The organism is Shewanella sedimentimangrovi, assembly GCF_017354965.1.
GTDB classification, from domain to species: domain Bacteria; phylum Pseudomonadota; class Gammaproteobacteria; order Enterobacterales; family Shewanellaceae; genus Shewanella; species Shewanella cyperi.
In genome coordinates this window covers 910,983-933,193 of record NZ_CP071502.1, presented here as the reverse complement: position 1 = coordinate 933,193, position 22,211 = coordinate 910,983, and the positions used below count along the sequence as shown (strand labels likewise).

Genomic DNA, 22,211 nt, shown 5'->3' with positions numbered 1-22,211 from the left:
GGGGCGGACAAATTGATTTAGAAATTAAATAAAGAAATAATCATCAGTGGATTTTCCACTACGACTTAAACCGAAAACAGACTCAACTCTATGACAGACCCGGCCTCTCCCGCGAACCAGGGACTTTTGGATCCCGTATTGCTGCGCGCCTTTGTGGCCGTGGCCGACAGCGGCAGTTTCACCCGCGCTGCGGCGGCCACCCACCTGACCCAGTCCACCGTCAGTCAGCAGCTTAAACGGCTTGAGCAGCAGATGGGCTATGAGCTGCTCAACCGCAAGGGCCGCTATGCAGTGCCAACACCGGAGGGCGAGCGTCTTCTGAGTTATGCCAGAAACATCCTGGCGCTGATGTTGGAGGCCGGCAGCACTATGCAGCGTCAACGCCTGCTGCGGCTCGGGGTTGCCGAAGACTTTGCCGGTGATACCCTGATGCCGGTTCTGCTGGCTTTGCGAGCACAGTATCCGGATCTGCGACTGGAGCTCAGCTCAGGGCTCAGTAAGCCCCTGTACCAGGGATTCAGGGAAGGAGAATTGGATCTGGTGTTGATAAAGCAGCGCCAGGCTGAGCACAGCGCCCGGGCCAGCTGGCCCGAACCCCTGTGCTGGATGGCGGCCAAGGGCTGGCAGTTTGACAGTGGGCAGCCCTTGCCCCTGGTGTCTTTTCCACCGGGGGGGCTGTATCGCAATGAAATGGGCCAGCTGTTGGATGAGGCCGGCATCCCCTGGCAACTGACCTACAGCAGCAACTCCCTCGAAGGGGTGCTGTGTGCCGTGGCGGCCGGCCTGGGTGTCAGCCTGCTGCCGGCCCGCCTGCTCAGACCCGGGCTACATCACGAGGTGCAAGCCCTACCCCCGGCCTTGCCCATGGAGCTGGCCTTGCATCTGGCCCCCGTCGCCGGGCCCGAATTGCAGTTCCTGGTCCGGGAAATCCAGCACCATTGTGACCTGCTGATGGCAGAAAGCGCCGCTTAGATCGCCCCTGCGCCGAGCACGGCCTCGTAAATGGCGCAGACCCGCTCCACATGGTCTTCCACCTGATCCAGCGGCAGTTGCCCGGCCTGACCGGCCAGGGTCAACCTGTGGTTTTCATCCCTTAAGGTGCAATAGGCCTGGGTCAGGTGCTGGGCCACCGGCAGCTCCAGCAGCTCCAGTTCGGCGGCGGTCTGGAAGATGCGTACATTGTCGCTCCACACCGCCATTTCCGGCCAGTTGTGACTGTTGGCCAGCACCAGGTACTGGGCGATAAATTCTATGTCGGCAATGCCGCCGGCGCTCTGCTTGAGGTCAAACATGCCGCTGTCCACCTTCAGCAGGTGATCACGCATCTTGGTGCGCATATCGCGCACCTCGGCCTTGAGCTTGTCGGCGTCACGCACCTTGGCCAGCACCTCGGCGCGGATGGCGCTGAAGCGCACCGCCAGCGGGTTGTCGCCGAACACAAAGCGTGAACGCACCAGGGCCTGATGCTCCCAGGTCCAGGCCTCATCGCGCTGGTATTCGCCGAAGCGTTCAATCTCGCTCACCAGCAGGCCGGAGGCGCCGGAGGGGCGCAGGCGCATGTCCACCTCGTACAGCTCGCCTGAGGTGGTGCGGGTGGAGAACAGGTGCAGAATGCGCTGGGCCAGTTTCAAATAGAAGTGGCTGATCTCAATCGGTTTATCGCCATTGGTCATGCCGCTGCCCTGGTAGTTGTGCAGGAACACCAGGTCGAGATCCGAACCATAACCCAGCTCAATACCGCCAAGCTTGCCGTAACCCACCACGGCAAAGCCCATCTGCCCCGGTGTCAGGTGTTCCGGGATCCCATGGCGGGCCGACACCTGTTGCCAGGCCTGGTGTACCACCTGCTCGATTATGGCCTCGGCCAAAAAGGTCAGGTGATCGCTGACCTGCATGATAGGCAACACACCTGTGACATCGGCGCTGGCGATTTTCAGCTGCTGCGACAACTTAAATTGCCGAAGTGCCTCCATCTGCTGTTCCATGTCCTCTTCGGGTACCCGCAGCAGGTACTGGCGCAACTCGCTGCCATAGTCATCCAGGGAGGTGGTGTCGTACAGCTGGGCCGGATCGATAAGTTCATCCAGCAGCATGGGGAAACGTGCCAGCTGGGTGGCAATCCAGGGACTGGCGCAGCACAGGCTCACCAGCTGGGCCCGGGCGCCGGGATTTTCGCACAGCAGCTCCAGGTAGGTGGTGCGGGTCAGCACCTGCTCCACCACCCCGAACACCGGCTTGAACGCCTTGGAGGGCTGGGGCATGGCCACCAGCTCCGCCAGCAGCCGCGGCATCAACTTGTCGAGGGTCTCGCGGCCGCGGGGACCGATGGAGCGGCGACTCACTGTGTCGCGCCAGGCGCTGAGCAGGGGCCAGAAGTCCGGGTCATCGATTTGCTGATCCCTGAGCAGGGCCTCGGCGTGATCGTCCTGTTGCACATTCCAGAATTGGTGGGTCCAGTGCTCCTGATTATCGTCCCCTTCTTCGCCGCCGACTGTGGCGCGGAAATGGCGATGGATCTTGCCCATGGCCGCTTCCAGATGGGTACGCAGATCGATTTCGTTGGCCAGCTCCATGGCATAGCACAGTCGCTGCCAGTCCAGCGGGTTGTCCGGCAGGGTTTGGGTTTGCTTGTCATCTATGGCCTGCAGCAGGTTTTCCACCCGCCGCAGCAGCAGATAGCTGTGCTTGAGCTCATCCACCGCCAGGTATTCCAACTGGCCCAGGCTGTAGAGGGTGTCTATGGCACCAAACAAGCTCTGAGTGCGCAGCGCCGGCTCCCGGCCGCCGCGAATAAGCTGGAAGGATTGCACCACGAACTCCACCTCACGGATGCCGCCGGCGCCGAGCTTGATATTGTCCTTGAGCTGACGGCGGCGAACCTCCTGGGCGATAAGCTGTTTCATGCGCCGCAGGGATTCAATGGCGGAAAAGTCGATATAACGGCGGTACACAAAGGGCCGCAGCAGGCTGTGCAGCTCGTCGCTGTCGCTGCTCCAGGGGCCGAGGGCACGGGCCTTGACCATGGCATAACGTTCCCAGTCCCGGCCCTGCTCCTGGTAGTAATCTTCCAGGGCGCTGAAGCTGACCACCAGGGGACCGCTTTCGCCGTAGGGGCGCAGGCGCATATCGACCCGGAACACGAAGCCATCCACTGTCACCTGGTTTAGCAGGTTCACCAAGCGCTGGCCCATGCGGATAAAAAACTGTTGGTTGTCGAGGCTGCGACGGCCTCCCTGGGTTTCGCCGTGTTCGGGGAAGGTGAAGATAAGGTCGATGTCGGAGGAGAAATTCAGCTCCCGGCCACCGAGCTTGCCCATACCGAGGATCATCAGCGTCTGGGGCCGGCCATTGCCGTCCACCGGAGTGCCCAGGCTCTGACACATGTCCTGGTACAGCCAATCACGGGCGGCGACGATCAGCGCCTCCGCCAGGGCCGAAATGTCCAGCAAGGATTCTTCCAGTTCGCTGTAACCGAGAAAATCACGCCAGGCCAGGCGCACCATGTGCCGATTGCGGAATTGGCGCAGCACAGCCTTGGCTTCGTCTTCACTGCGGACATTGGTCAAATCCTGGTGCAGTTGCTTGTCGAACTCACTGCGTTCTACTTTTTCCAGCTGACCGGCAAAGTAGTCGGGGATCCACTCGGGATGGCGGCACAGTTCCCGGGCAATAAAATCGCTGAGCCCGAGCACGGTTTCCAGCTCCAGCCGCTGCTCGGCAGTCAAGGCTGCCAAGCCTTCGCCCCAGATCTCCTGCAGACGCTCCATGGGTATTACGGCGGCATCCCTGATGGCGGTTGGCGGGGGCGATAAAGGCTTAAGCATACATATTCCCTGGCAAAGTTGACTGTCGACATATTATGTCATTAGTGCTATAGATAGGGCTGCGCCCTTCCGGGTGCACCATCCCCGGCTACCGTCCCCTGGATTGGAACGACTGGGAATAAGGTTACTATAAACATCCGCTTGCGGCATATCGGCAAAGAAGATAATTCGTGATCCCGGCCGCAGCGGTGCATTGGGAGAGAAAATGGCAGGTATGCTTACCCGAGCCCTGGTGGCCGCGTTACTGCTTTTACTGGCCGGTTGTGGTGACAACCGCCAGGAGCAGGTGGCGGCGCAAATCAACAAGTACAGCCAGCTCAGCGAGTCGAGAATCGCCAGTCTCGGCGAGCAGCTTCAGCAAGGCAGCATACGCAACGCCATGCTGCTGGAGCACTATGCCGGCTTGTTGGAGTCACAAAAGCCCGCGCTGGCGCCCCTGGTCAAGCAGCTGGCGCTGGATGCAGGTACCGACGGTGCCCTTTATGGCAGCCTCAAGCGTCGTCTGGAGGAAGCCAAAAATCCGGCCAACTTCATTGATGAGGAAACCCGGCTGCAGGAGCTGGAAAACCTGTATCAGGCCGCCGATCCTGCCCTGTATAACGATCTGCTGTCGGATCCGGTCAATGTGCTGGCGGACATGTCCGACGGCCAACTGGCCAGGGTCAACGCCATCAGCCGCGAGTCGGAATCTCTCGCCAACGGCGCTGACGATCTGGGCCCCGGCAGCCAGCTGGTGGGCAATCCCGCCTATGGTCAATGGCAAACCAACAGCAATGGTACCTCCTTCTGGGCCTGGTACGGCATGTACTCCATGTTCTCCAACCTGTTCAACCGTCCCGTTTATTACGACAACTGGTCCCGTGGTCGCAACTACAGCTATTACCACGATGTGGGCCGCTACCGTTACAGCTCGCCACGGGACGTGTTGCAGCAGGACAGGGTATTCCAGCAGGAAAAGAAACGCTTTGATTCCCAGGGCAAGCGTTTTGACAGCCCCTATGCCAAGACCCGCAGCGGCGCCAGCGGCCTGTCGCGCCAAAGCAGCCAGGCGCCCAGCAGCCGCCCCAGTGCCGAAAAACCCAAGTTCCGTTCCAACTATGGCAAGGACAGCAGTTTTCGCGATTCGCGCTCCCGTACCACCCGCAGCGTGCGCCGCGGCAAATAACAGCAAAAGGATCCAACATGACACTCTTTACTGATTACGGCATCACCCAGGAACTGGCGATCATTCTGCTTATCGATCTGTCCATTGCCGTGGCACTGCTGACCGCCATGCGTTATTTGCAGGGCTGGAGCATCAAGGTCAACAGCAGCGACGAGCTGGCTGTCAGGGATAATGTCGCCTTCGGGATCAGCACGGCCGGTGCCGTATTGGCCCTGGGTATAGTGCTCACCGGCGCCATCACGGGCGCTGCCGCCCACGATTACCTGACCGAGGCCATCGGCATGGTCTCCTATGGCCTGTTTGGCCTGGTGCTTATCAAGTGTGGTCGCTGGCTGCACGACAAGATTGCCCTCAACGAACTGAACAAGAACGAGCATGTACTCAAGGGCAACGTGTCCGTGGCCCTGGTGGATGCCAGCGCCGCCCTGGCAACGGCCATCATCATCCGCGCCGTGCTGCTGTGGGCCGAGGATCTGACCCTCAACACCTTTATTGCCATCGCTTCGGCCTTCGCCGTATCCCAGCTGATGCTGGTGTTGCTGACCCGCCTGCTGGAACGCGGCTATGCCGGCCGCAATCAGGGCGCCTCCATGCAGCAGGCCCTGTGCAGCGGCCACACTGCGCTGGCCATACGCCACAGCGGCCACATGCTGGCGCTGGCACTGACCTTCAATGCCGCCAGTCACTTCATTGTGTTCGAACCTACGGCTTATCTGGGTAACCTGCTGGGCTGGTTGCTGTTTTCCGTCATCATGCTGCTGGCACTGACCCTGTTGCTGTGGCTGGTGAAGAGGCTGGTATTGGCGCGGATTAATCTCGCCGATGAGGTGGAGCGGCAACACAACACAGGCATAGCCGCCGTGGAGCTGGCCATCAGTATCGCAGTGGCGCTGATCCTTACCGGGCTTATGGCGTGATAGAACAGGGCGTGAACGAACAGGGCCTGAAGGAACAGGTTCAGCCAAAAAGCCGCCTGGGCAGGCTGGATGACGGCCTGCTGCTGGGCATAATGGCGGTACTGGCGGGCTGCGGACTTATCTACGAGTACCTGTTGTCCCACTATGCCGGGCGCATTCTCGGAGCCCTGGAAGCCGCGGTCTACACCATGATAGGCCTGATGATAGTTTCCATGGGCCTGGGTGCCTTTGCCGCCCGCAAGATCCGCTGCGCCTTCACCGGCTTCGCCATACTGGAACTCTTGGTGGCCCTTGCCGGTGCCGGCGCAATAATCTTTACCGCCGCTGCCATCGGCATGAGCCAGCAACTGCCCATGCTGCTGGCGGAAACCCTGGAATTGCCGCCCGACAGGCTGCCCGCCGGTGGCATGTTCGGCCAGCTGCAACAACTGACCCAATACCTGCCCTATGGGTTCGGGGTACTCCTGGGGCTGATGGTGGGCATGGAAATCCCACTGATAGCCCGGGTGCGCCAGTCCCTGTCCGAGGCCCACCTAATCCATAACGCCGGTACTATTTACGGGGCCGACTACATAGGCGCAGGTGTCGGCGCCGCCCTCTGGGTCGGCTGTATGCTGACCCTGGATGTGCAACTGTCGGCAAGCCTGACCGCCGCCTTTAACCTGTTGGCGGGCCTGATGTTTATCACCCGCTTCCACGGCAAGATCCGCGGCGCCAATTATCTGCTGCTGGCCCACCTGCTGGCATCCTTGTTGCTGGGACTGCTGGCCATCAAGGGGCCGGATTGGGAGCAGGACTTCAATAATCTGCTTTACAAGGACAAGGTCATCTACAGCCAGGCTACCCGCTTTCAGCAGCTGACCTTCACCGAACGTCTGCGCGGCAAGGGACTGGCCCCCGTGTACTCCCTGTACATCAACGGGCGGCTGCAATTCTCCTCCGCCGATGAGAAGATTTACCACAGCTTCCTGACCCAGCCGCCACTGCTGGCCAGCGCCCGCCACGACAGGATATTGATAGTCGGCGGTGGCGATGGCCTGGCGGCCCGGGATGTATTGCGCTGGCAACCCCAGTCCGTGACCCTGCTGGATTTGGATGAACAGTTGGTGCAGCTGTTTCGCGATCCGCCCGAGGACATGCCGCCAAGGCTTGCCAAGGCGCTGTTGGCGCTCAATCAGGACGCACTCAGGGATCCGCGCCTGAACCTGATATTCAACGATGCCTTCAACGGTGTCGATGAGCTGATAGCCAAGGGTGCCAGTTTCGATGCCATCATAGTGGACCTGCCGGACCCCAGCCATCCGGATCTGAACAAGCTGTATTCGGATCTGTTTTACCGCAAGCTTGCTGAATTGCTGAGCCGGGATGGCGCCATCAGCATCCAGTCCACCTCACCCTATCACGCCAGGGCGGCCTTCATCAGCATAGGCAAGACCCTGGCCGAGGCCGGGTTCCAGGTGAACCAATATCATCACAATGTGCCGAGTTTCGGCGAATGGGGTTGGACCCTGGGTACCCTGGGCGGCGCAGATGGCAAGCATAGAATTGACGGGCTATCCAGCCTGCCTGTGGCGGACGGCTGGATGACACAGGAACTGCTGCGGGGCGCCTTCGCCTTTCCGGCGGATTTCTATCGCGACAGTGACGCAATTAAGGCCAACAGCATAGGCTCCTTTACCCTGTATCAGTACCACCTCCAGGCCTGGGCCGAGAGCGAAGGGGAAGCACTTTATTAAGCTTTATTAATCAGCAGTAAAAACCGTCGGGATAGTGCTTGACATATTATGTCTCAATGCTATCTTGGAACACAGACATAATATGTCAGAGAGGACAAATATGAATATCCACGCGATTGCCAATCACCTCAATGGACTGGGAGATAACAGCCAGACGGGTTTCCAATTTGATTGTTATCCCATCGATGGAGATGTGGAAGTACTGCAGGTCAACGTTGTTGGCCGTGAAGAAATACCTGTGTTTGTGTCGGTGACTGACAACCAAATCCTCTGCATCAGCTACCTCTGGGGCGAAGATGAAGTCAGGCAGGAACGCCGCGCCGAAATGTTTGAAACCATGTTGGAGTTGAACATCCCCATGCCACTGTCGGCCTTCGCCAAGATTGACGACAAGTATGTGGCCTACGGGGCACTGTCACTCAAGTCCAGCATGGAAGAGATTGAGCAGGAACTGGCAGTCCTGTCCGATAACTGCCTCGAAATCATTGATGAAATGGTCGATTACCTGAAATAAGGAGCCAGATTATGGGCATACTGAACAAAATCCTCACCGCCTTCCGTGGCGGCGCTACCGAAATTGGCCAAAGCATTGTCGATGCCAATTCCACCCGTATCTTCGAACAGGAAATCCGTGATGCCGAGCGTCACCTGACCAAGGCCAAGCGCGATCTGACCGACGTAATGGCCAAGGAAATGCAGGCCAGCCGTGAAATCGACCGCCTGAAGCGCGCCGTTGCCGAACACGAAGGCTATGCCGCCCAGGCCCTGGACAAGGGTAACGAAACCCTGGCCCTGGAAGTGGCCGAGAAGATTGCCCAGCTGGAGCAAGAACTGGCCGATCAACAAAGTGCCAACGAGAGCTACAGCGCCCACGCGGTTAAGCTCAAGGATCTGGTGAAGAAGACCGAACGCCAACTGGCGGACTATCAGCGTCAGCTGTCCATGGTCAAGACCACGGAAAGCGTGCAGAAGGCCACGGCTTCCATCACTGACTCCTTCGCCTCCAGCAACTCCAAGCTGCTCAATGCCAAGGATTCACTGGAGCGGATCAAGGCCCGCCAGCAGCAATTCGACGACCGCCTGAAGGCCGCCGAGACCCTGGAAGCAGAAAACAGTGACAAGTCACTGGCTGCCAAACTGGCCGAAGCCGGTATTGGCGAGTCCAAGAACGACGCCAACTCTGTCCTTGAGCGCATCAAGGCCCGCAAGGGTTAAGCCCCCTTGCAATGGACACCCGGCCCTGGCCGGGTGTCTTTGTTGACCCAGCATCAGGAGTAACCATGGGATTCCTCAAAGGCCTGTTCGGCACCAAAGCCGAGCCACCAAAACGCCAACTCAACCACCCGCGCCAATTGCAGGTGGGCGACATGATCACTCTGGACACCGACTTCGGCCTGCCGGCCCAGCTCAGGGGCCAGCAGTTCAGGGTAGAAGCGGTCAACACCTACGAATACAGCCGCAGCCAGCATCCCGAGTGGGTACTCAAGGGCTACAGCGGTGATACCGTATTCCTTGGACTGGACGAAGACGATGAATGCTCATTGGTGTTTTCCATCACCATCACCCGCCCCGAGGTCGACAGCCTGTTTGGCCTGGATGCCTTCGGTGAGATTTTCGAGGAAGAGCAAAAGGCCGAGTTGCAGACCCTCGCCGTCCCCGAGCGTCTTGAGCAATGGGTTGGAAAACAATACCATGAAGTCAGTTTCGCCGAGTTTGGCTACTTCCATCGTCAGGACTATCGCGGCCTGAAACCGCCCCAGGATGCCAATGGTGCCTGTGGTGACGCCTTCGAAGCTTACGGGCTTGAGGATGACAGCGGTGAGCGGGCTCTGGAAGTGGAAGTTTATGAAGGCGGTGATACCGAGGTTTGTGTCAGCCTGTACCGTCCACTGAGCGACATACGAGAATACTGGCCAGGAAGTTAACGCCATGAGCAAAACCAAACACCCTTTGCCGGATACCTGGCTGCAGAACCAAAAAGCCGCCAAAGCCACCCAGGTGGCCTTTGATTTGGATGAAAAGTTCCAGTATTCCATTCGCAAAGCGGCTTTGGATGCCGGGGTGAGCCCATCGGATCAAATTCGCACCATACTGGGCTTGTCTGTGGCCAAGCGCCCCAAACGCCCCAGGCTCACAGTCTCCCTGAGCGAAGAGGATTATGTCCAGCTGGCGGAGCGCTATGGCCTGGCCAGCGATGCCCAACTGGAAATCAAACGGCGGGTGCTGGATGACCTGGTTAACTTCGTCGACCAGGAAGAGGCCAAGGACTGACGATGGCACACAAATGACGGCACAGACAAAACAGCACAGCAATCTGAAACGCCTGGCGCCCAGCCCCATAGAGCTGGCGATGATGCTGTTATCCTTGCTGTCGGTGGTGGTGGTGTTGACCCTGACCTTTGTCAAACTCGACGACGAAACCGAGCGGCTGCTGTTCTACATAGACACCAGCATCTGCGTGATTTTTCTCAGCCACTTCGCCGTCCAGCTGGTACGCGCCCGCGATAAAGTCTTTTTTCTGCGCCACCACTGGATAGATCTGGTGGCCAGTATCCCCGCCATTGAAACCCTGAGATTTGCCAGGCTGTTCCAGATCCTGCGGGTGATCCGCCTGCTGCGCATGAGCCGCTCTCTGTTCAAACAACTGGTGCGCCAGCGCCGCCAGGCCACAGTAGCCAGCCTGTTGGTTGCCATGGTGACCATACTGACCTTGTCTTCGGTAGCGATTCTGCTGGTGGAAGCCGGTGCCGAAGGGGCCAATATCCATACCGCCGAGCAGGCCATCTGGTGGGCCATGGTAACCATATCCACAGTGGGCTACGGCGATCACTATCCGGTCACCAGTGCCGGCCATTTCGTGGGCGCTTTGGTGATCATCTGCGGCGTGAGTTTCTTCGGGGTGATTTCAGGCTACATGGCATCCCTGTTTGTGATGCCCGATGAAGAGGAGATGCTGGAAAGCCAAAGTGAAAGCCTACGCCAGGATCTCGATGCCGTGTTGACGCGGATGGAAGCCAATCAGGCCGCCTTGATCAAGGAGGTCGCCGAACTGAAACAGGCGCTCTCAGAGCGCAGCGATCAACAAAAGTAGCGCAGCGATCCGCACCAATAGCGCGGACGCTGCATTCGGCCCAGTCTCAGCGCCAATAGGGTAGTTGTTTCAGCGCCACCTGGCGTGACTGTTCCATGGCAAAGGCCAAGCTCTGGGTCTTGTCGGCAAGCCATTGCTGCAACTCGCCATTGTCTCCGCACATCTGCCCCATCAAGCCATAGGCCAGCAACACCAGGATCCCCTGGCGCAGATCTTCCCACGGCGCCCTGAACACACGCCGACTGTCCATGGGAAACAGATTGCCATAGGCCAGCCCCACAAGAAGCGCCGCGTCCAGGGCCCGGCCCGCCTGACGATATTCATCCAGACTCAAGGGCTTACCCAGCGGCATAGCCTGGTGAATCTTTTCCCACGCCGCCTCCAGCTGCCCGCTGGCAAAGTCCGCCAGGGTGCCGTTTCCGCCCTTGAAACCTTCCAGCATCATGGACACCAGCTGCAACTGCAGTTGACCATAGGCCGGAAGTTGCCACAAATTTTGCAGCCTGTTGGCAAAGTTAAGCCCAACCAATGCCTGCAACGCCCGCAGGGACAGCTCGGTTGCATCGCTGCGACGACCGAAGATCTGCTGCTGATTACCGGCCAATTGCGCCAGTGCCTGGGCATCGTCGACAAAATCCAGTTGTGCCCTCACCTCGGCAAAACCCTCTGCCATAACGGGTTCCAGCATGCCGAATTGGCTCAAAGTGGATTCAAGCAAGTTGATACAGGCCAGCAAACGCTGCCAAAGATCGGCGCAATTCTGGGGCTGGTCCACAGAGGCGGCTATCATGGCCTCCAGCAATTGCCAGCGCTCCAGTGCGGTTTCCAGCAGCAACGCAAAGCATTGGCCTAGCTCCAAATCCCGCGCCAGCGGCATCACCGCCAGGGCATCCAGTGTCTGCGCCTTGCCTTTGCCAGCGAGCTGGTAGCCGCGCTGGGCCTTGCTGGCCTTGCCCAGACGCAGCGGCACCTTGTTCGCCAATTGCTGTGCCAGGGTCAGCAGCACCCCGGGATGTCCCTCCAGCAGCTCAAATTCGAGCTCGCACAGGGGTTCTTCACGTCCACCGGCGCGAATAACCCCCTGATCCAGAGCGATTTCCACCAGGCTGCCACCCAGGCGCACGTGCCAACTGTGGCGGCTGAAATCGGTATTGAACACACAGCCGAGCTGGGCCTGCACCGCAATCAGATCCGCACCTTCAGGCCAAATCTCGGCGGGAAACAGCCCAAGGTCCGGCACATCACCCGTGATGGTGACATTGTATTCCGGGCGCGAGTGAATGCCGCCGGCAACCTTGCCCGCGGTTTTGATGGTCTGTTCCCGGTGATCATCTATGCCGCGGACTCGCAGGCCCATGTCCCAACGCCGCAGTTGCAGATCCGGGGTATCAAAATAGCCGTTGAATAACTGCTTTACGCCCTTGCTTTGGGCGCCATTGAGATCATTAATTAGGGAGGTGAGTGCGGATTTATGTTCCGGTGGAAAAAACAGCTTAAGTTCTATCTCGGCATCCATGGGGAAGAAATGCTCACTTTGTCATCAATAATTCATGTATATGTCACTATAAATTCATAATGTCATATTGCTGTCACAAAACTCATCTAGAATTTGGGACTCGGGTTGGGTTATAACCCGAATGTATAAGAACTGTCTTCAAATATGTGAAAACACAGTTTCAATACGCGGACGCTTGAGTTACCATGCGCCCGCATTTTCCAACAGTGGAATAACCTAAATAGGTAAACGGCTATGCCAGTAAACTCTATTTTGGGCGTGTTTGCAAAATCGCCAATCAAGCCTCTGCAAGACCATATCGACAAAGTGAATGAGTGTGCGTCCATACTTGTTCCCTTCTTCAATGCGACTGTCTCCGGTGACTGGGATGCCGCAACCGAGCTTCGCAAGCAGATCAGCAAAACCGAAAAAGAAGCGGATGCCCTCAAGCGTGAAATCCGTCTGACCCTGCCCGGTGGCCTGTTCATGCCGGTCGAACGTACCGACCTGCTGGAACTGCTGACTCAGCAAGATAAGATTGCCAATAAAGCCAAGGATATTTCAGGCCGTGTTATCGGTCGTCAACTGGTAATCCCTGCCGCCATTCAGGCGCCCTTCTCTGCCTACCTGCAGCGCTGTCTTGATGCTGTAAGCCTGGCAAAAGAAGCCATCAACGAACTCGACGAACTGCTGGAAACGGGTTTCCGTGGTCGCGAAGTGGATTTGGTGGCCAAAATGATCAGTGAACTCGATGTGCTCGAAGAAGACACTGATGATCTGCAGATCCAGGTCCGTCGCGGCTTGTACGCCGTGGAATCGGAACTGAATCCCGTCGACGTGATGTTCCTCTACAAGATAATAGAGTGGGTTGGAGACCTGGCAGATCTTGCCGAGCGTGTAGGTTCCCGCCTTGAGCTGATGCTGGCTCGCGTCTAACTGTCTAAGGTTATCAAGGTAATAACATGGTTGATGTATTTGTCACCTATGGCCCGTGGCTGATCGCCATCGCGGCCGCATTTGGTTTCTTAATGGCATGGGGTATCGGCGCCAACGACGTGGCGAACGCCATGGGGACTTCCGTTGGTTCCAACGCCATTACCATTAAACAAGCCATCATCATTGCGATGATATTTGAATTTGCCGGCGCCTATCTGGCCGGTGGGGAAGTGACCAGCACTATCCGTAACGGCATCATTGATGCCAGCTATTTTACCGATACACCTGAACTGCTGGTGTACGGCATGATAGCTTCGCTGCTGGCCGCAGGTATCTGGTTGGTGGTGGCTTCAGCCCTGGGCTGGCCCGTGTCCACCACTCACTCCATCGTCGGTGCCATCATTGGTTTTGCCGCCGTGGGTGTCAGCGCCGACTCGGTTGAATGGGGTAAGGTTACCGGTATCGTGGGTTCCTGGATTGTGACCCCTGCCATCTCTGGTTTCATCGCCTTCCTGATCTTCCAAAGCGCCCAGAAGCTGATCTTCAACACAGATAATCCGCTGAACAACGCCAAGCGTTACGTGCCTTTTTACATGATGCTCGCCGGTTTCGTACTGTCACTGGTGACCATCAAGAAAGGCCTCAAGCACGTGGGTCTGCACTTCAGCGACGTTGAAGCTTACGGTCTGGCCCTGGCCGTTGGTATCCTGGTTGCCCTGGTTGGTAAGGTGTTCATCGGTCGTCTGAAGATGTCTGAAAAAACCGATCGCCACACCCAGTTTGCCAACGTGGAAAAAGTGTTTGCCGTGCTGATGGTGGTTTCCGCCTGTTGTATGGCCTTCGCCCACGGCTCCAACGACGTGGCTAACGCCATTGGCCCCCTTGCTGCAGTGGTATCTGTGGTGAACAGCGGTGGTGAAATTGCCGCCAAGTCACCTCTGGTTTGGTGGATCCTGCCCCTGGGTGCTTTCGGTATTGTGTTTGGTCTGGCCATCTTCGGCAGCCGCGTAATGCAAACCATAGGTAAGAACATCACTCACCTGACCCCAAGCCGTGGTTTCGCCGCCGAACTGGCTGCGGCCTCTACCGTGGTGATTGCCTCCGGTACCGGTCTGCCAATCTCCACCACCCAAACCCTGGTGGGTGCGGTTCTCGGTGTGGGTATGGCCCGTGGTATCGCCGCCATCAACATCGGCGTGGTACGCAACATTGTGGTGTCCTGGGTAGTGACCCTGCCTGCCGGTGCTGGCCTGTCGATCATCTTCTTCTACATGATCAAGGGCACATTCGGCTGATTTACAGCGCCAATAGGCTGATTACAGAGGGAAGTCCACGGACTTCCCTCTTGCATTGACGGCCATGAATCCCTAGCATGTGGGCTATCTTTTGCCTTAGAGAATTCAGCAGTGATGAGATTCCTTCTCCTGGCCGGAGCCCTGCTCCTGTCCCCCGCCCTGCTCGCCGCAGGACAACAGCGTTACATCTCAGACAACGTCTTCATCTATATTCACAATGGTCCGGGCACCCAGTACCGCATTCTGGGTTCCATCGAAGCCGGCCAACCGGTGGAATTTCTGGGTGAAACCCAGGATGACTACAGCAAGGTCATCGACCATAAAGGCCGTGAAGGCTGGGTTGCCAATGACATGCTCAGCAACCAGCCCAGCCTGCGGGAACGTATGCCGCAACTGGAAACCGAACTTGCCAGCGTGAAAGAACAACTCGCCAATCTGGAAGCGAATCAGAGCGATGCCGGCAGTCGCATTGAAAATCTGCAGACCCAGTTAAAGCAGGCTGAGGATGCCCTGGCCAAGGCCAATCTGGAGCGTGACAGCGCCATGGCCAAGGTCAATGATATTCAGGACAACGCCCGCTACCGCATGTGGCAGGAAGGTGGCCTGATCGCCGCCATCGGCGCCCTGATAGGCATTATTTTGGTGTACCTGCCCCGCCCACAGCGCCGTAAAAAGAACCGCTGGATGTAACCCCGCTTTATCCCGGGTTCCCTTGCAATCAAACAAGGGAACCCTGTCAATCCAGCGTTACGCGCGCTGAAATTAATCCAAATCAAACAAAATTCACTATCCTTGGTGCCGGAGTGTCGTACTTGCATTTTTGCAGGTATAATCTGCGCGCCCGACGCGCGAAATTGTATACAAAATTAAAAGCGGGTGGGCCAGGGTCAGAAAAAGACCCGTTTCAAACTGCCCTATTATCGGCCTAGATGGAAACGACTACTATGTTCAAAGCGAGTGAAGTACTGGCGGGTCGCTACGACAACGCCACTCTCGACGAATTGTTCAGTGCGATCACCCACAACTATATTGTTGATGAAGAACAATATCTTAAGGAGCTGATCCAGCTGGTGCCGTCGAGCGATGATGACATCGAACGCGTAACCCGCCGTGCCCACGACCTGGTGGCCAAGGTGCGCCAGTATGAAAAGAAAGGCCTAATGGTCGGCATTGACGCCTTTTTGCAGCAGTACAGCCTGGAAACCCAGGAAGGCATCATCCTTATGTGCCTGGCCGAAGCCCTGCTGCGCATTCCCGATGCCGAAACCGCCGATGCCCTGATCGCCGACAAACTGTCCGGTGCCAAATGGGATGAGCACATGTCCAAGAGTGACTCCGTGCTGGTAAACGCCTCCACCTGGGGCCTGATGCTGACCGGCAAGATCATCAAACTGGACAAGAACCTCGACGGCACCCCAAGCAATCTGCTGAACCGTCTGGTTAACCGTCTGGGCGAACCCGTTATCCGTCAGGCCATGCTGGCTGCCATGAAGATCATGGGCAAGCAATTCGTGCTTGGCCGCACCATTGAAGAAGGCCTGAAAAACGCCGCCGACAAGCGCAAACTGGGTTACACCCACTCCTACGATATGCTGGGTGAAGCCGCGCTGACCACCAAGGATGCGGTCAAATATTACAAGGACTACTCCAACGCCATCGCTGCCCTCGGCGCCGGCAATTTCGATGAGTCCGAAGCTCCGCGCCCCACCATTTCCATCAAGCTGTCGGCCCTGCATCCCCGTTATGAAGTGGCCAACGAAGACCGGGTGATGACCGAACTCTACGGCACCCTGATCAAGCTGATTGAACAGGCCCGCAGCGTTAACGTGGGTATCCAGATCGATGCCGAGGAAATGGATCGTCTGGAGCTGTCCCTCAAGCTGTTCCAACGTCTGTATAACTCCGATGCCGCCAAGGGCTGGGGGCTGCTGGGCATAGTGGTCCAGGCCTACTCCAAGCGCGCCCTGCCGGTGCTGCTGTGGCTGACCCGTTTGGCCAAGGAACAGGGTGATGAAATTCCTTTGCGTTTGGTAAAAGGCGCATACTGGGACAGCGAACTCAAGTGGGCCCAGCAGGCCGGTGAAGCCGGTTATCCGCTGTTTACCCGCAAGGCTGCCACCGACGTGTCTTACCTGGCCTGTGCCCGTTACCTGCTGTCAGACGCCACCCGCGGTGTCATCTATCCGCAGTTTGCCAGCCACAACGCCCAAACCGTGGCCGCCATCAGCGCCATGGCAGGCGATCGCAAATATGAATTCCAGCGCCTGCACGGCATGGGTCAGGAACTGTATGACACAGTGCTGGCCGAGGCCGCGGTACCCACGGTGCGTATTTATGCCCCTATAGGTGCCCACAAAGACCTGCTGCCCTATCTGGTACGTCGCCTGCTGGAAAACGGCGCCAACACCTCGTTCGTACACAAGCTGGTGGATCCCAAGACCCCCATCGAGTCGCTGGTGACCCACCCACTCAAGACCCTGCAAGGTTACAAAACCTTGGCAAACAACAAGATAGTTAAGCCAGCCGATATCTTCGGCCCCGAGCGCAAAAACTCCAAGGGACTCAATATGAACATCATCTCCGAAGCCGAGCCATTCTTCGCCGCGTTGGAAAAATTCAAGGACACCCAGTGGACCGCAGGCCCCCTGGTCAAGGGTGAAACCCTGGCCGGTGAAGTCCGTGACGTGGTCAGCCCCTACGACACCACCCAGAAAGTGGGTCAGGTCGCTTTCGCCAACGACGCCGCCATCGAGCAGGCGCTGGCCGCTGCCGACAACGCCTTCGCCTCCTGGTGCCGCACCCCGGTTGAGACCCGCGCCAATGCCCTGCAAAAGCTGGCGGATCTGCTGGAAGAAAACCGCGAAGAACTGATTGCTCTGTGTACCCGCGAAGCCGGTAAGAGCATCCAGGACGGTATCGACGAAGTGCGCGAAGCCGTGGACTTCTGCCGTTACTACGCGGTGCAGGCCAAGAAGATGATGACCAAGCCCGAGCTGCTGCCCGGCCCCACAGGTGAACTGAACGAACTCTTCCTTCAGGGCCGTGGCGTGTTCGTCTGTATCAGCCCCTGGAACTTCCCGCTGGCCATCTTCCTCGGTCAGGTAGCGGCCGCCCTGGCAACGGGTAACACAGTTATCGCCAAGCCTGCCGAGCAGACCTGTATTATCGGTTACCGCGCGGTGCAACTGGCTCACCAGGCCGGCATTCCCAAGGACGTGCTGCAATACCTGCCAGGCACAGGTGCCACCGTGGGTGCAGCCCTGACCGCCGATGAGCGCATTGGCGGTGTGTGCTTCACAGGTTCTACCGTGACCGCCAAGGTCATCAACCGCACCCTGGCCGGTCGCGACGGCGCCATCATTCCACTGATCGCCGAAACCGGTGGCCAGAACGCCATGGTGGTGGACTCCACCAGCCAGCCTGAGCAAGTGGTGAACGACGTGGTTTCTTCCGCCTTCACCAGCGCCGGTCAACGTTGCTCCGCCCTGCGGGTACTGTACCTGCAGGAAGACATTGCCGATCGCGTTATCGACGTGCTCAAGGGCGCCATGGACGAACTGAGCCTGGGCAACCCCGGCTCGGTGAAGACCGACGTGGGCCCTGTTATCGACGCCACCGCCAAGGCCAACCTGAACGCCCACATTGACCACATCAAGCAAGTGGGTCGTCCAATTCACCAGCTGCGCCTGCCGGAAGGCACTGAGAACGGTCACTTCGTGGCGCCAACCGCGGTGGAAATCGACTCCATCAAGGTGCTGGAGAAGGAACACTTCGGTCCTATCCTGCACGTGATCCGCTACAAGGCCTCCGACTTGCAGAAGGTCATCGACGACATCAACAGCACGGGCTTCGGTCTGACCCTGGGTATCCACAGCCGCAACGAGGGCCATGCCCTGGAAGTAGCCGACAAGGTCAACGTGGGTAACGTCTACATCAACCGCAACCAGATCGGTGCCGTGGTTGGCGTGCAACCCTTCGGTGGCCAGGGCCTGTCAGGCACAGGTCCCAAGGCCGGTGGTCCACACTACCTGACCCGTTTTGTGACCGAGAAGACCCGCACCAATAACATTACCGCTATCGGCGGTAACGCGACTCTGCTGTCTCTGGGCGACTCAGACGAGTAACAGCTGTCGCTGTTAACCCTAAAAAGCCAGGCTAAATGCCTGGCTTTTTTATGCCCCCTTGTGGCGGCAAGGCACATGATTGAGTTTGCTCGGTAACCCCCCATAGTTGCATGATAATGATGCCACCTTTGTGAGCAGACACTTGTGCGGCAGTGCTGGCTATTGGTGTGCCACGCCGGTCATGGCGGAATCGGCAAGGAAACTCAAAGAGATATTGCGAAGTCTGACTGTTGCACCGATCCCCCTTTCGGAGCCGCAGACGACTGCATGGATGCAGGAGTTAGGACGAAGCAGGAGCCAGAGTCGAGGGTGTTGGGCAAGAAACGGCAACAACCGAGGCCGGACGCCGAGGTAGCGACAGTCGAGCAGGACGCGAGTCTGTCGCGTTGGCCGTTTCGCCCATAAACCCGAGGGGTTTTCGGCTCCGGCTGGGGGCATCCTTTGGGATGCAAGGGGCTTTGGATGAGCAAAGCCCCTTGCCCGGGTGTGGGTTGGAAGCCCACGACGTTGTGCCGCTGGCACAGCGGCTATCTCTTGCTTCAACTGCAACTTCCGGCATCGGATGCCATAAATCACCTGCGGTGGGCTTTCGCACTGCCACTCCAGTGACACGGCGACTCTTGGTTTAAACATCAGCATCCCTGGAGGCTCACCGGCGACGTCCTGTCGCCAATGGTCACTGGTGCGGCAGTGCTGGCTATTGGTGTTCCACGCCGGTCATGGCGGAATCGGCAAGGAAACTCAAAGAGATATTGCGAAGTCTGACTGTTGCACCGATCCCCCCTTCGGAGCCGCCGAGGGTGTTGGGCAAGAAACGGCAACAACCGAGGCCGGACGCCGAGGTAGCGACAGTCGAGCAGGACGCGAGTCTGTCGCGTTGGCCGTTTCGCCCATAAACCCGAGGGGTTTTCGGCTCCGGCTGGGGGCATCCTTTGGGATGCAAGGGGCTTTGGATGAGCAAAGCCCCTTGCCCGGGTGTGGGTTGGAAGCCCACGACGTTGTGCCGCTGGCACAGCGGCTATCTCTTGCTTCAACTGCAACTTCCGGCATCGGATGCCATAAATCACCTGCGGTGGGCTTTCGCACTGCCACTCCAGTGACACGGCGATTCTTGGTTTAAACATCAGCATCCCTGGAGGCTCACCGGCGACGTCCTGTCGCCAATGGTCACTGGTGCGGCAGTGCTGGCTATTGGTGTTCCACGCCGGTCATGGCGGAATCGGCAAGGAAACTCAAAGAGATATTGCGAAGTCTGACTGTTGCACCGATCCCCCCTTCGGAGCCGCCGAGGGTGTTGGGCAAGAAACGGCAACAACCGAGGCAGGACGCCGAGGTAGCGACAGTCGAGCAGGACGCGAGTCTGTCGCGTTGGCCGTTTCGCCCATAAACCCGAGGGGTTTTCGGCTCCGGCTGGGGGCATCCTTTGGGATGCAAGGGGCTTTGGATGAGCAAAGCCCCTTGCCCGGGTGTGGGTTGGAAGCCCACGACGTTGTGCCGCTGGCACAGCGGCTATCTTGTGCTTTCGTGCAACTTCCGGCATCGGATGCCATAAATCACCTGCGGTGGGCCTTCGCACTGCCACTCCAGTAACACGGCGACTCTTGGTTTAAACATCAGCATCCCTGGGGGCTCAGCGGCGACATCCCTGTCGCCAATGGTCACTGGTGCGGCAGTGCTAGTCTATTGATGTTCCCCTCCAGCGATCGCCAAATTGTTCGAAATTTCAAAGAGGTAGCGCTATGCCGAACTGTTGCACTGCCCCCCTTCGAAGCCGCCAACGACTGCATGGTAGGGGTAATGAACAGGCATTATCCTTATTAAGGTGTTAGGCTGTACTAAGGCACCGGCACGGAACCTCCGGGAGGTCGCCATGAGTGAGTCCCATACCCCTATCCCCGAAACAGGCACACAGCATCCGCTCGTTGAACCTGAGTGGCTGGAGCAACATCTGAACGATCCCGACCTGCGCGTGGTGGATGCAACTGTGCAGGTTAAGCTGTGGCCGTTCCCGCGGGTTAAGAGTGGTAGACGTGAGTTTCAGCGCTCTCACATTCCTGGTGCTGCCTTTGCCGATCTCCTGGAGATATCGGATCCCCAACGGCCTTCCTACACCTTCACCATGCCAACCGCTGACTGGTTCGCCGACCAGATGGGCCGGCTTGGTATCGGAGACGGCACCCGTGTCGTGCTTTATGATGGGCGGGAAAACATGTGGGCCGCGCGCTTGTGGTGGATGCTTCGCACCTTTGGATTCGACAACGCGTCGGTACTTAACGGCGGCTGGACTGCCTGGCGGCTTGAAGACAGACCTGTCTCCTCGACACCATGTGCTTACCCGGCGGCGACCTTTACCCCGCACCTCAGACCGGAACTCATCGCCGACAAAGAGCAGGTGCTGGCCGCCATTAAAGACTCTACAACCTGCATAGTGAACGCTCTCGGTCGGCGCCAGCACCGTGGTGAGCGGAAGGAATACGGTGCACGAGGCCATATCCCAGGTGCAAAAAATGTAACCGCGTGGGAAATCCTCGACCGGGAGACCATGCGCTATCGCCCGACCGAAGAGCTGAGAAAACTGTTTCGTCCGATACTGGACGCCGAGCGCGTTATTACCTACTGCGGCGGCGGTATTGCCTCTTCGAGTGATGCCTTTATTCTCCATTTGCTGGGACATCAAAACGTGGCCGTTTACGACGGCGGGCTTATCGAGTGGTCAGCAGATCGCACCTTGCCCCTTGAGCTCGGAGAATGAGGCTCACAGGTGTATCACTTAACTACATTAATCAGGCTCTCGCTGCTCAGCCTGCCAATTGCATCAGTACCAACTTCTAATCCCCGCGCGGCGGCCAAAGGCCTTCGGAGAACGCTCGCGAGTTGAAACTGTTCATCCCGCTGTCTGATGACATGCGTTTCCCTGCGGCGGGCGCCTTGCATGGATGCACCAATGCCGCGCTCCCATGGCCTGTTTTGTTCCACACGCAAAATGCGCTTCCTCCGCGGGACCAACTACACTAAGTTTCGGTTTCACATAAGCAATGGTGTTAGGCCATTTCCACCAGCATCTGACATGGAGACATGCTATGGACAGCTACAAAAACAACCTGCTCATTTCTGCACCTGCCGCAAAAGTTTACCAAGCATTGACCACGCAACGCGGTATTTCCGATTGGTGGACGACTTCCTGCGAGGTCGGTACAGGCATTGGCGATTTAATAACCATAAGATTTGGAGAAACTTTCAAAGTGATGCGCATTGAATCCCTGCGGCCACAATCTGAGGTTCGTTGGAATGTCATCGACGCCCAACTAGTTGTTCCAGGTTTGACACGTACGAAGGAATGGATTGGCACCACAATCGTATTCCAACTTGCAAGCCCATCCGAATCCACCACGCGCCTCGCTCTGGAACATCAAGGTCTGACGCAGCAAATTGAATGCTTCGACATTTGCAGTCAGGGCTGGGGTCATTTTCTGGCAAGTCTTAAAAGCTACATAGAGACAGGTAAAGGGATGCCTTATGCCGAGCCCGCGGCCTGACAGGTCACTCAAGCACGCAATCTTGGCGTACTTAAATAAAAGGGCTGATACGAAAGTAATCAGAGCCATTTATGTCATGCTCGCCCCCGGCG

Annotated in this window: 17 protein-coding genes; 15 read left to right on the top strand and 2 right to left on the bottom strand. The window is 57.9% G+C overall.

Annotated features, from left to right (window positions below; genetic code table 11):
* Positions 1-90 precede the first annotated feature (90 nt).
* Positions 91-972 (top strand): LysR substrate-binding domain-containing protein, encoded by an 882-nt coding sequence (locus JYB85_RS03855; protein WP_207381141.1) that lies wholly within the window; start codon positions 91-93, stop codon positions 970-972.
* On the opposite strand, the gene glnE is transcribed toward JYB85_RS03855, so the two are convergent.
* Positions 969-3,767 carry a bifunctional [glutamate--ammonia ligase]-adenylyl-L-tyrosine phosphorylase/[glutamate--ammonia-ligase] adenylyltransferase gene (gene glnE / locus JYB85_RS03850; RefSeq protein ID WP_228730254.1) on the bottom strand — a complete coding sequence of 933 codons (2,799 nt, stop codon included), beginning with the start codon at positions 3,765-3,767 and terminating at the stop codon, positions 969-971. The genes JYB85_RS03855 and glnE overlap by 4 nt on opposite strands.
* A gap of 262 nt (positions 3,768-4,029) precedes the next feature.
* Between glnE and JYB85_RS03845 the strand changes: the two genes are divergently transcribed.
* From JYB85_RS03845 to JYB85_RS03810, 8 genes are all read left to right on the top strand, one after another.
* Entirely contained in the window at positions 4,030-4,989 is a 960-nt protein-coding gene (locus JYB85_RS03845) for a hypothetical protein (RefSeq protein WP_207381139.1), read from the top strand.
* Positions 4,990-5,006: 17 nt separating this feature from the next.
* The gene (locus JYB85_RS03840; RefSeq protein ID WP_207381138.1) at positions 5,007-5,906 is read left to right on the top strand and encodes a DUF350 domain-containing protein; all 900 of its coding nucleotides are present in this window, start codon (positions 5,007-5,009) and stop codon (positions 5,904-5,906) included.
* 11 nt (positions 5,907-5,917) lie between these two features.
* Positions 5,918-7,642, top strand: coding sequence for a polyamine aminopropyltransferase (locus tag JYB85_RS03835; protein WP_207381137.1), 1,725 nt, complete (start codon positions 5,918-5,920; stop codon positions 7,640-7,642).
* 100 nt (positions 7,643-7,742) lie between these two features.
* Positions 7,743-8,156, top strand: coding sequence for a YjfI family protein (locus JYB85_RS03830; RefSeq protein ID WP_207322102.1), 414 nt, complete (start codon positions 7,743-7,745; stop codon positions 8,154-8,156).
* An 11-nt stretch (positions 8,157-8,167) separates the two neighbouring features.
* Entirely contained in the window at positions 8,168-8,857 is a 690-nt protein-coding gene (locus JYB85_RS03825; RefSeq protein ID WP_207325537.1) for a PspA/IM30 family protein, read from the top strand.
* Positions 8,858-8,922: 65 nt separating this feature from the next.
* Positions 8,923-9,567, top strand: a complete 645-nt coding sequence (locus JYB85_RS03820) for a hypothetical protein (RefSeq protein ID WP_207381136.1) — start codon at positions 8,923-8,925, stop codon at positions 9,565-9,567.
* Between the two features lie 4 nt (positions 9,568-9,571).
* Positions 9,572-9,913: a hypothetical protein gene (locus tag JYB85_RS03815; protein ID WP_207381135.1), complete on the top strand. Its 342-nt coding sequence runs from the start codon at positions 9,572-9,574 to the stop codon at positions 9,911-9,913.
* A gap of 13 nt (positions 9,914-9,926) precedes the next feature.
* Positions 9,927-10,733, top strand: a complete 807-nt coding sequence (locus JYB85_RS03810) for a potassium channel family protein (protein ID WP_207381134.1) — start codon at positions 9,927-9,929, stop codon at positions 10,731-10,733.
* A 46-nt stretch (positions 10,734-10,779) separates the two neighbouring features.
* Here the strand turns inward: JYB85_RS03810 and JYB85_RS03805 are convergent, their stop codons facing one another.
* Complete coding sequence (locus JYB85_RS03805) at positions 10,780-12,249, bottom strand: CYTH domain-containing protein (RefSeq protein WP_207381133.1); 1,470 nt, start codon at positions 12,247-12,249, stop codon at positions 10,780-10,782.
* 234 nt (positions 12,250-12,483) lie between these two features.
* Between JYB85_RS03805 and JYB85_RS03800 the strand changes: the two genes are divergently transcribed.
* From JYB85_RS03800 to JYB85_RS03775, 6 genes are all read left to right on the top strand, one after another.
* Positions 12,484-13,164, top strand: a complete 681-nt coding sequence (locus tag JYB85_RS03800; RefSeq protein ID WP_207381132.1) for a TIGR00153 family protein — start codon at positions 12,484-12,486, stop codon at positions 13,162-13,164.
* 26 nt (positions 13,165-13,190) lie between these two features.
* A complete protein-coding gene (locus JYB85_RS03795) occupies positions 13,191-14,459 on the top strand; it encodes an inorganic phosphate transporter (protein WP_207381131.1) in 1,269 nt (422 codons plus the stop codon).
* Between the two features lie 114 nt (positions 14,460-14,573).
* Complete coding sequence (locus JYB85_RS03790) at positions 14,574-15,149, top strand: TIGR04211 family SH3 domain-containing protein (protein WP_207381130.1); 576 nt, start codon at positions 14,574-14,576, stop codon at positions 15,147-15,149.
* Positions 15,150-15,403: 254 nt separating this feature from the next.
* Positions 15,404-18,583, top strand: coding sequence for a bifunctional proline dehydrogenase/L-glutamate gamma-semialdehyde dehydrogenase PutA (gene putA, locus JYB85_RS03785; RefSeq protein ID WP_228730189.1), 3,180 nt, complete (start codon positions 15,404-15,406; stop codon positions 18,581-18,583).
* A 1,870-nt stretch (positions 18,584-20,453) separates the two neighbouring features.
* On the top strand, positions 20,454-21,335 hold the full coding sequence (locus JYB85_RS03780; protein ID WP_207381128.1) for a sulfurtransferase: 882 nt from the start codon (positions 20,454-20,456) through the stop codon (positions 21,333-21,335).
* Positions 21,336-21,663: 328 nt separating this feature from the next.
* Positions 21,664-22,119 (top strand): SRPBCC family protein, encoded by a 456-nt coding sequence (locus tag JYB85_RS03775; RefSeq protein ID WP_207381127.1) that lies wholly within the window; start codon positions 21,664-21,666, stop codon positions 22,117-22,119.
* Positions 22,120-22,211: the final 92 nt, after the last annotated feature.

What these genes read in the sequence shown, in the direction of transcription:
- JYB85_RS03855 (WP_207381141.1), top strand. Translation starts at nt 91, where the DNA reads ATGACAGACCCGGCCTCTCCCGCGAACCAGGGACTTTTGGATCCCGTA.
- glnE (WP_228730254.1), bottom strand. Translation starts at nt 3,767, where the DNA reads ATGGAGCGTCTGCAGGAGATCTGGGGCGAAGGCTTGGCAGCCTTGACT.
- JYB85_RS03845 (WP_207381139.1), top strand. Translation starts at nt 4,030, where the DNA reads ATGGCAGGTATGCTTACCCGAGCCCTGGTGGCCGCGTTACTGCTTTTA.
- JYB85_RS03840 (WP_207381138.1), top strand. Translation starts at nt 5,007, where the DNA reads ATGACACTCTTTACTGATTACGGCATCACCCAGGAACTGGCGATCATT.
- JYB85_RS03830 (WP_207322102.1), top strand. Translation starts at nt 7,743, where the DNA reads ATGAATATCCACGCGATTGCCAATCACCTCAATGGACTGGGAGATAAC.
- JYB85_RS03825 (WP_207325537.1), top strand. Translation starts at nt 8,168, where the DNA reads ATGGGCATACTGAACAAAATCCTCACCGCCTTCCGTGGCGGCGCTACC.
- JYB85_RS03820 (WP_207381136.1), top strand. Translation starts at nt 8,923, where the DNA reads ATGGGATTCCTCAAAGGCCTGTTCGGCACCAAAGCCGAGCCACCAAAA.
- JYB85_RS03815 (WP_207381135.1), top strand. Translation starts at nt 9,572, where the DNA reads ATGAGCAAAACCAAACACCCTTTGCCGGATACCTGGCTGCAGAACCAA.
- JYB85_RS03810 (WP_207381134.1), top strand. Translation starts at nt 9,927, where the DNA reads ATGACGGCACAGACAAAACAGCACAGCAATCTGAAACGCCTGGCGCCC.
- JYB85_RS03805 (WP_207381133.1), bottom strand. Translation starts at nt 12,249, where the DNA reads ATGGATGCCGAGATAGAACTTAAGCTGTTTTTTCCACCGGAACATAAA.
- JYB85_RS03800 (WP_207381132.1), top strand. Translation starts at nt 12,484, where the DNA reads ATGCCAGTAAACTCTATTTTGGGCGTGTTTGCAAAATCGCCAATCAAG.
- JYB85_RS03795 (WP_207381131.1), top strand. Translation starts at nt 13,191, where the DNA reads ATGGTTGATGTATTTGTCACCTATGGCCCGTGGCTGATCGCCATCGCG.
- JYB85_RS03790 (WP_207381130.1), top strand. Translation starts at nt 14,574, where the DNA reads ATGAGATTCCTTCTCCTGGCCGGAGCCCTGCTCCTGTCCCCCGCCCTG.
- putA (WP_228730189.1), top strand. Translation starts at nt 15,404, where the DNA reads ATGTTCAAAGCGAGTGAAGTACTGGCGGGTCGCTACGACAACGCCACT.
- JYB85_RS03780 (WP_207381128.1), top strand. Translation starts at nt 20,454, where the DNA reads ATGAGTGAGTCCCATACCCCTATCCCCGAAACAGGCACACAGCATCCG.
- JYB85_RS03775 (WP_207381127.1), top strand. Translation starts at nt 21,664, where the DNA reads ATGGACAGCTACAAAAACAACCTGCTCATTTCTGCACCTGCCGCAAAA.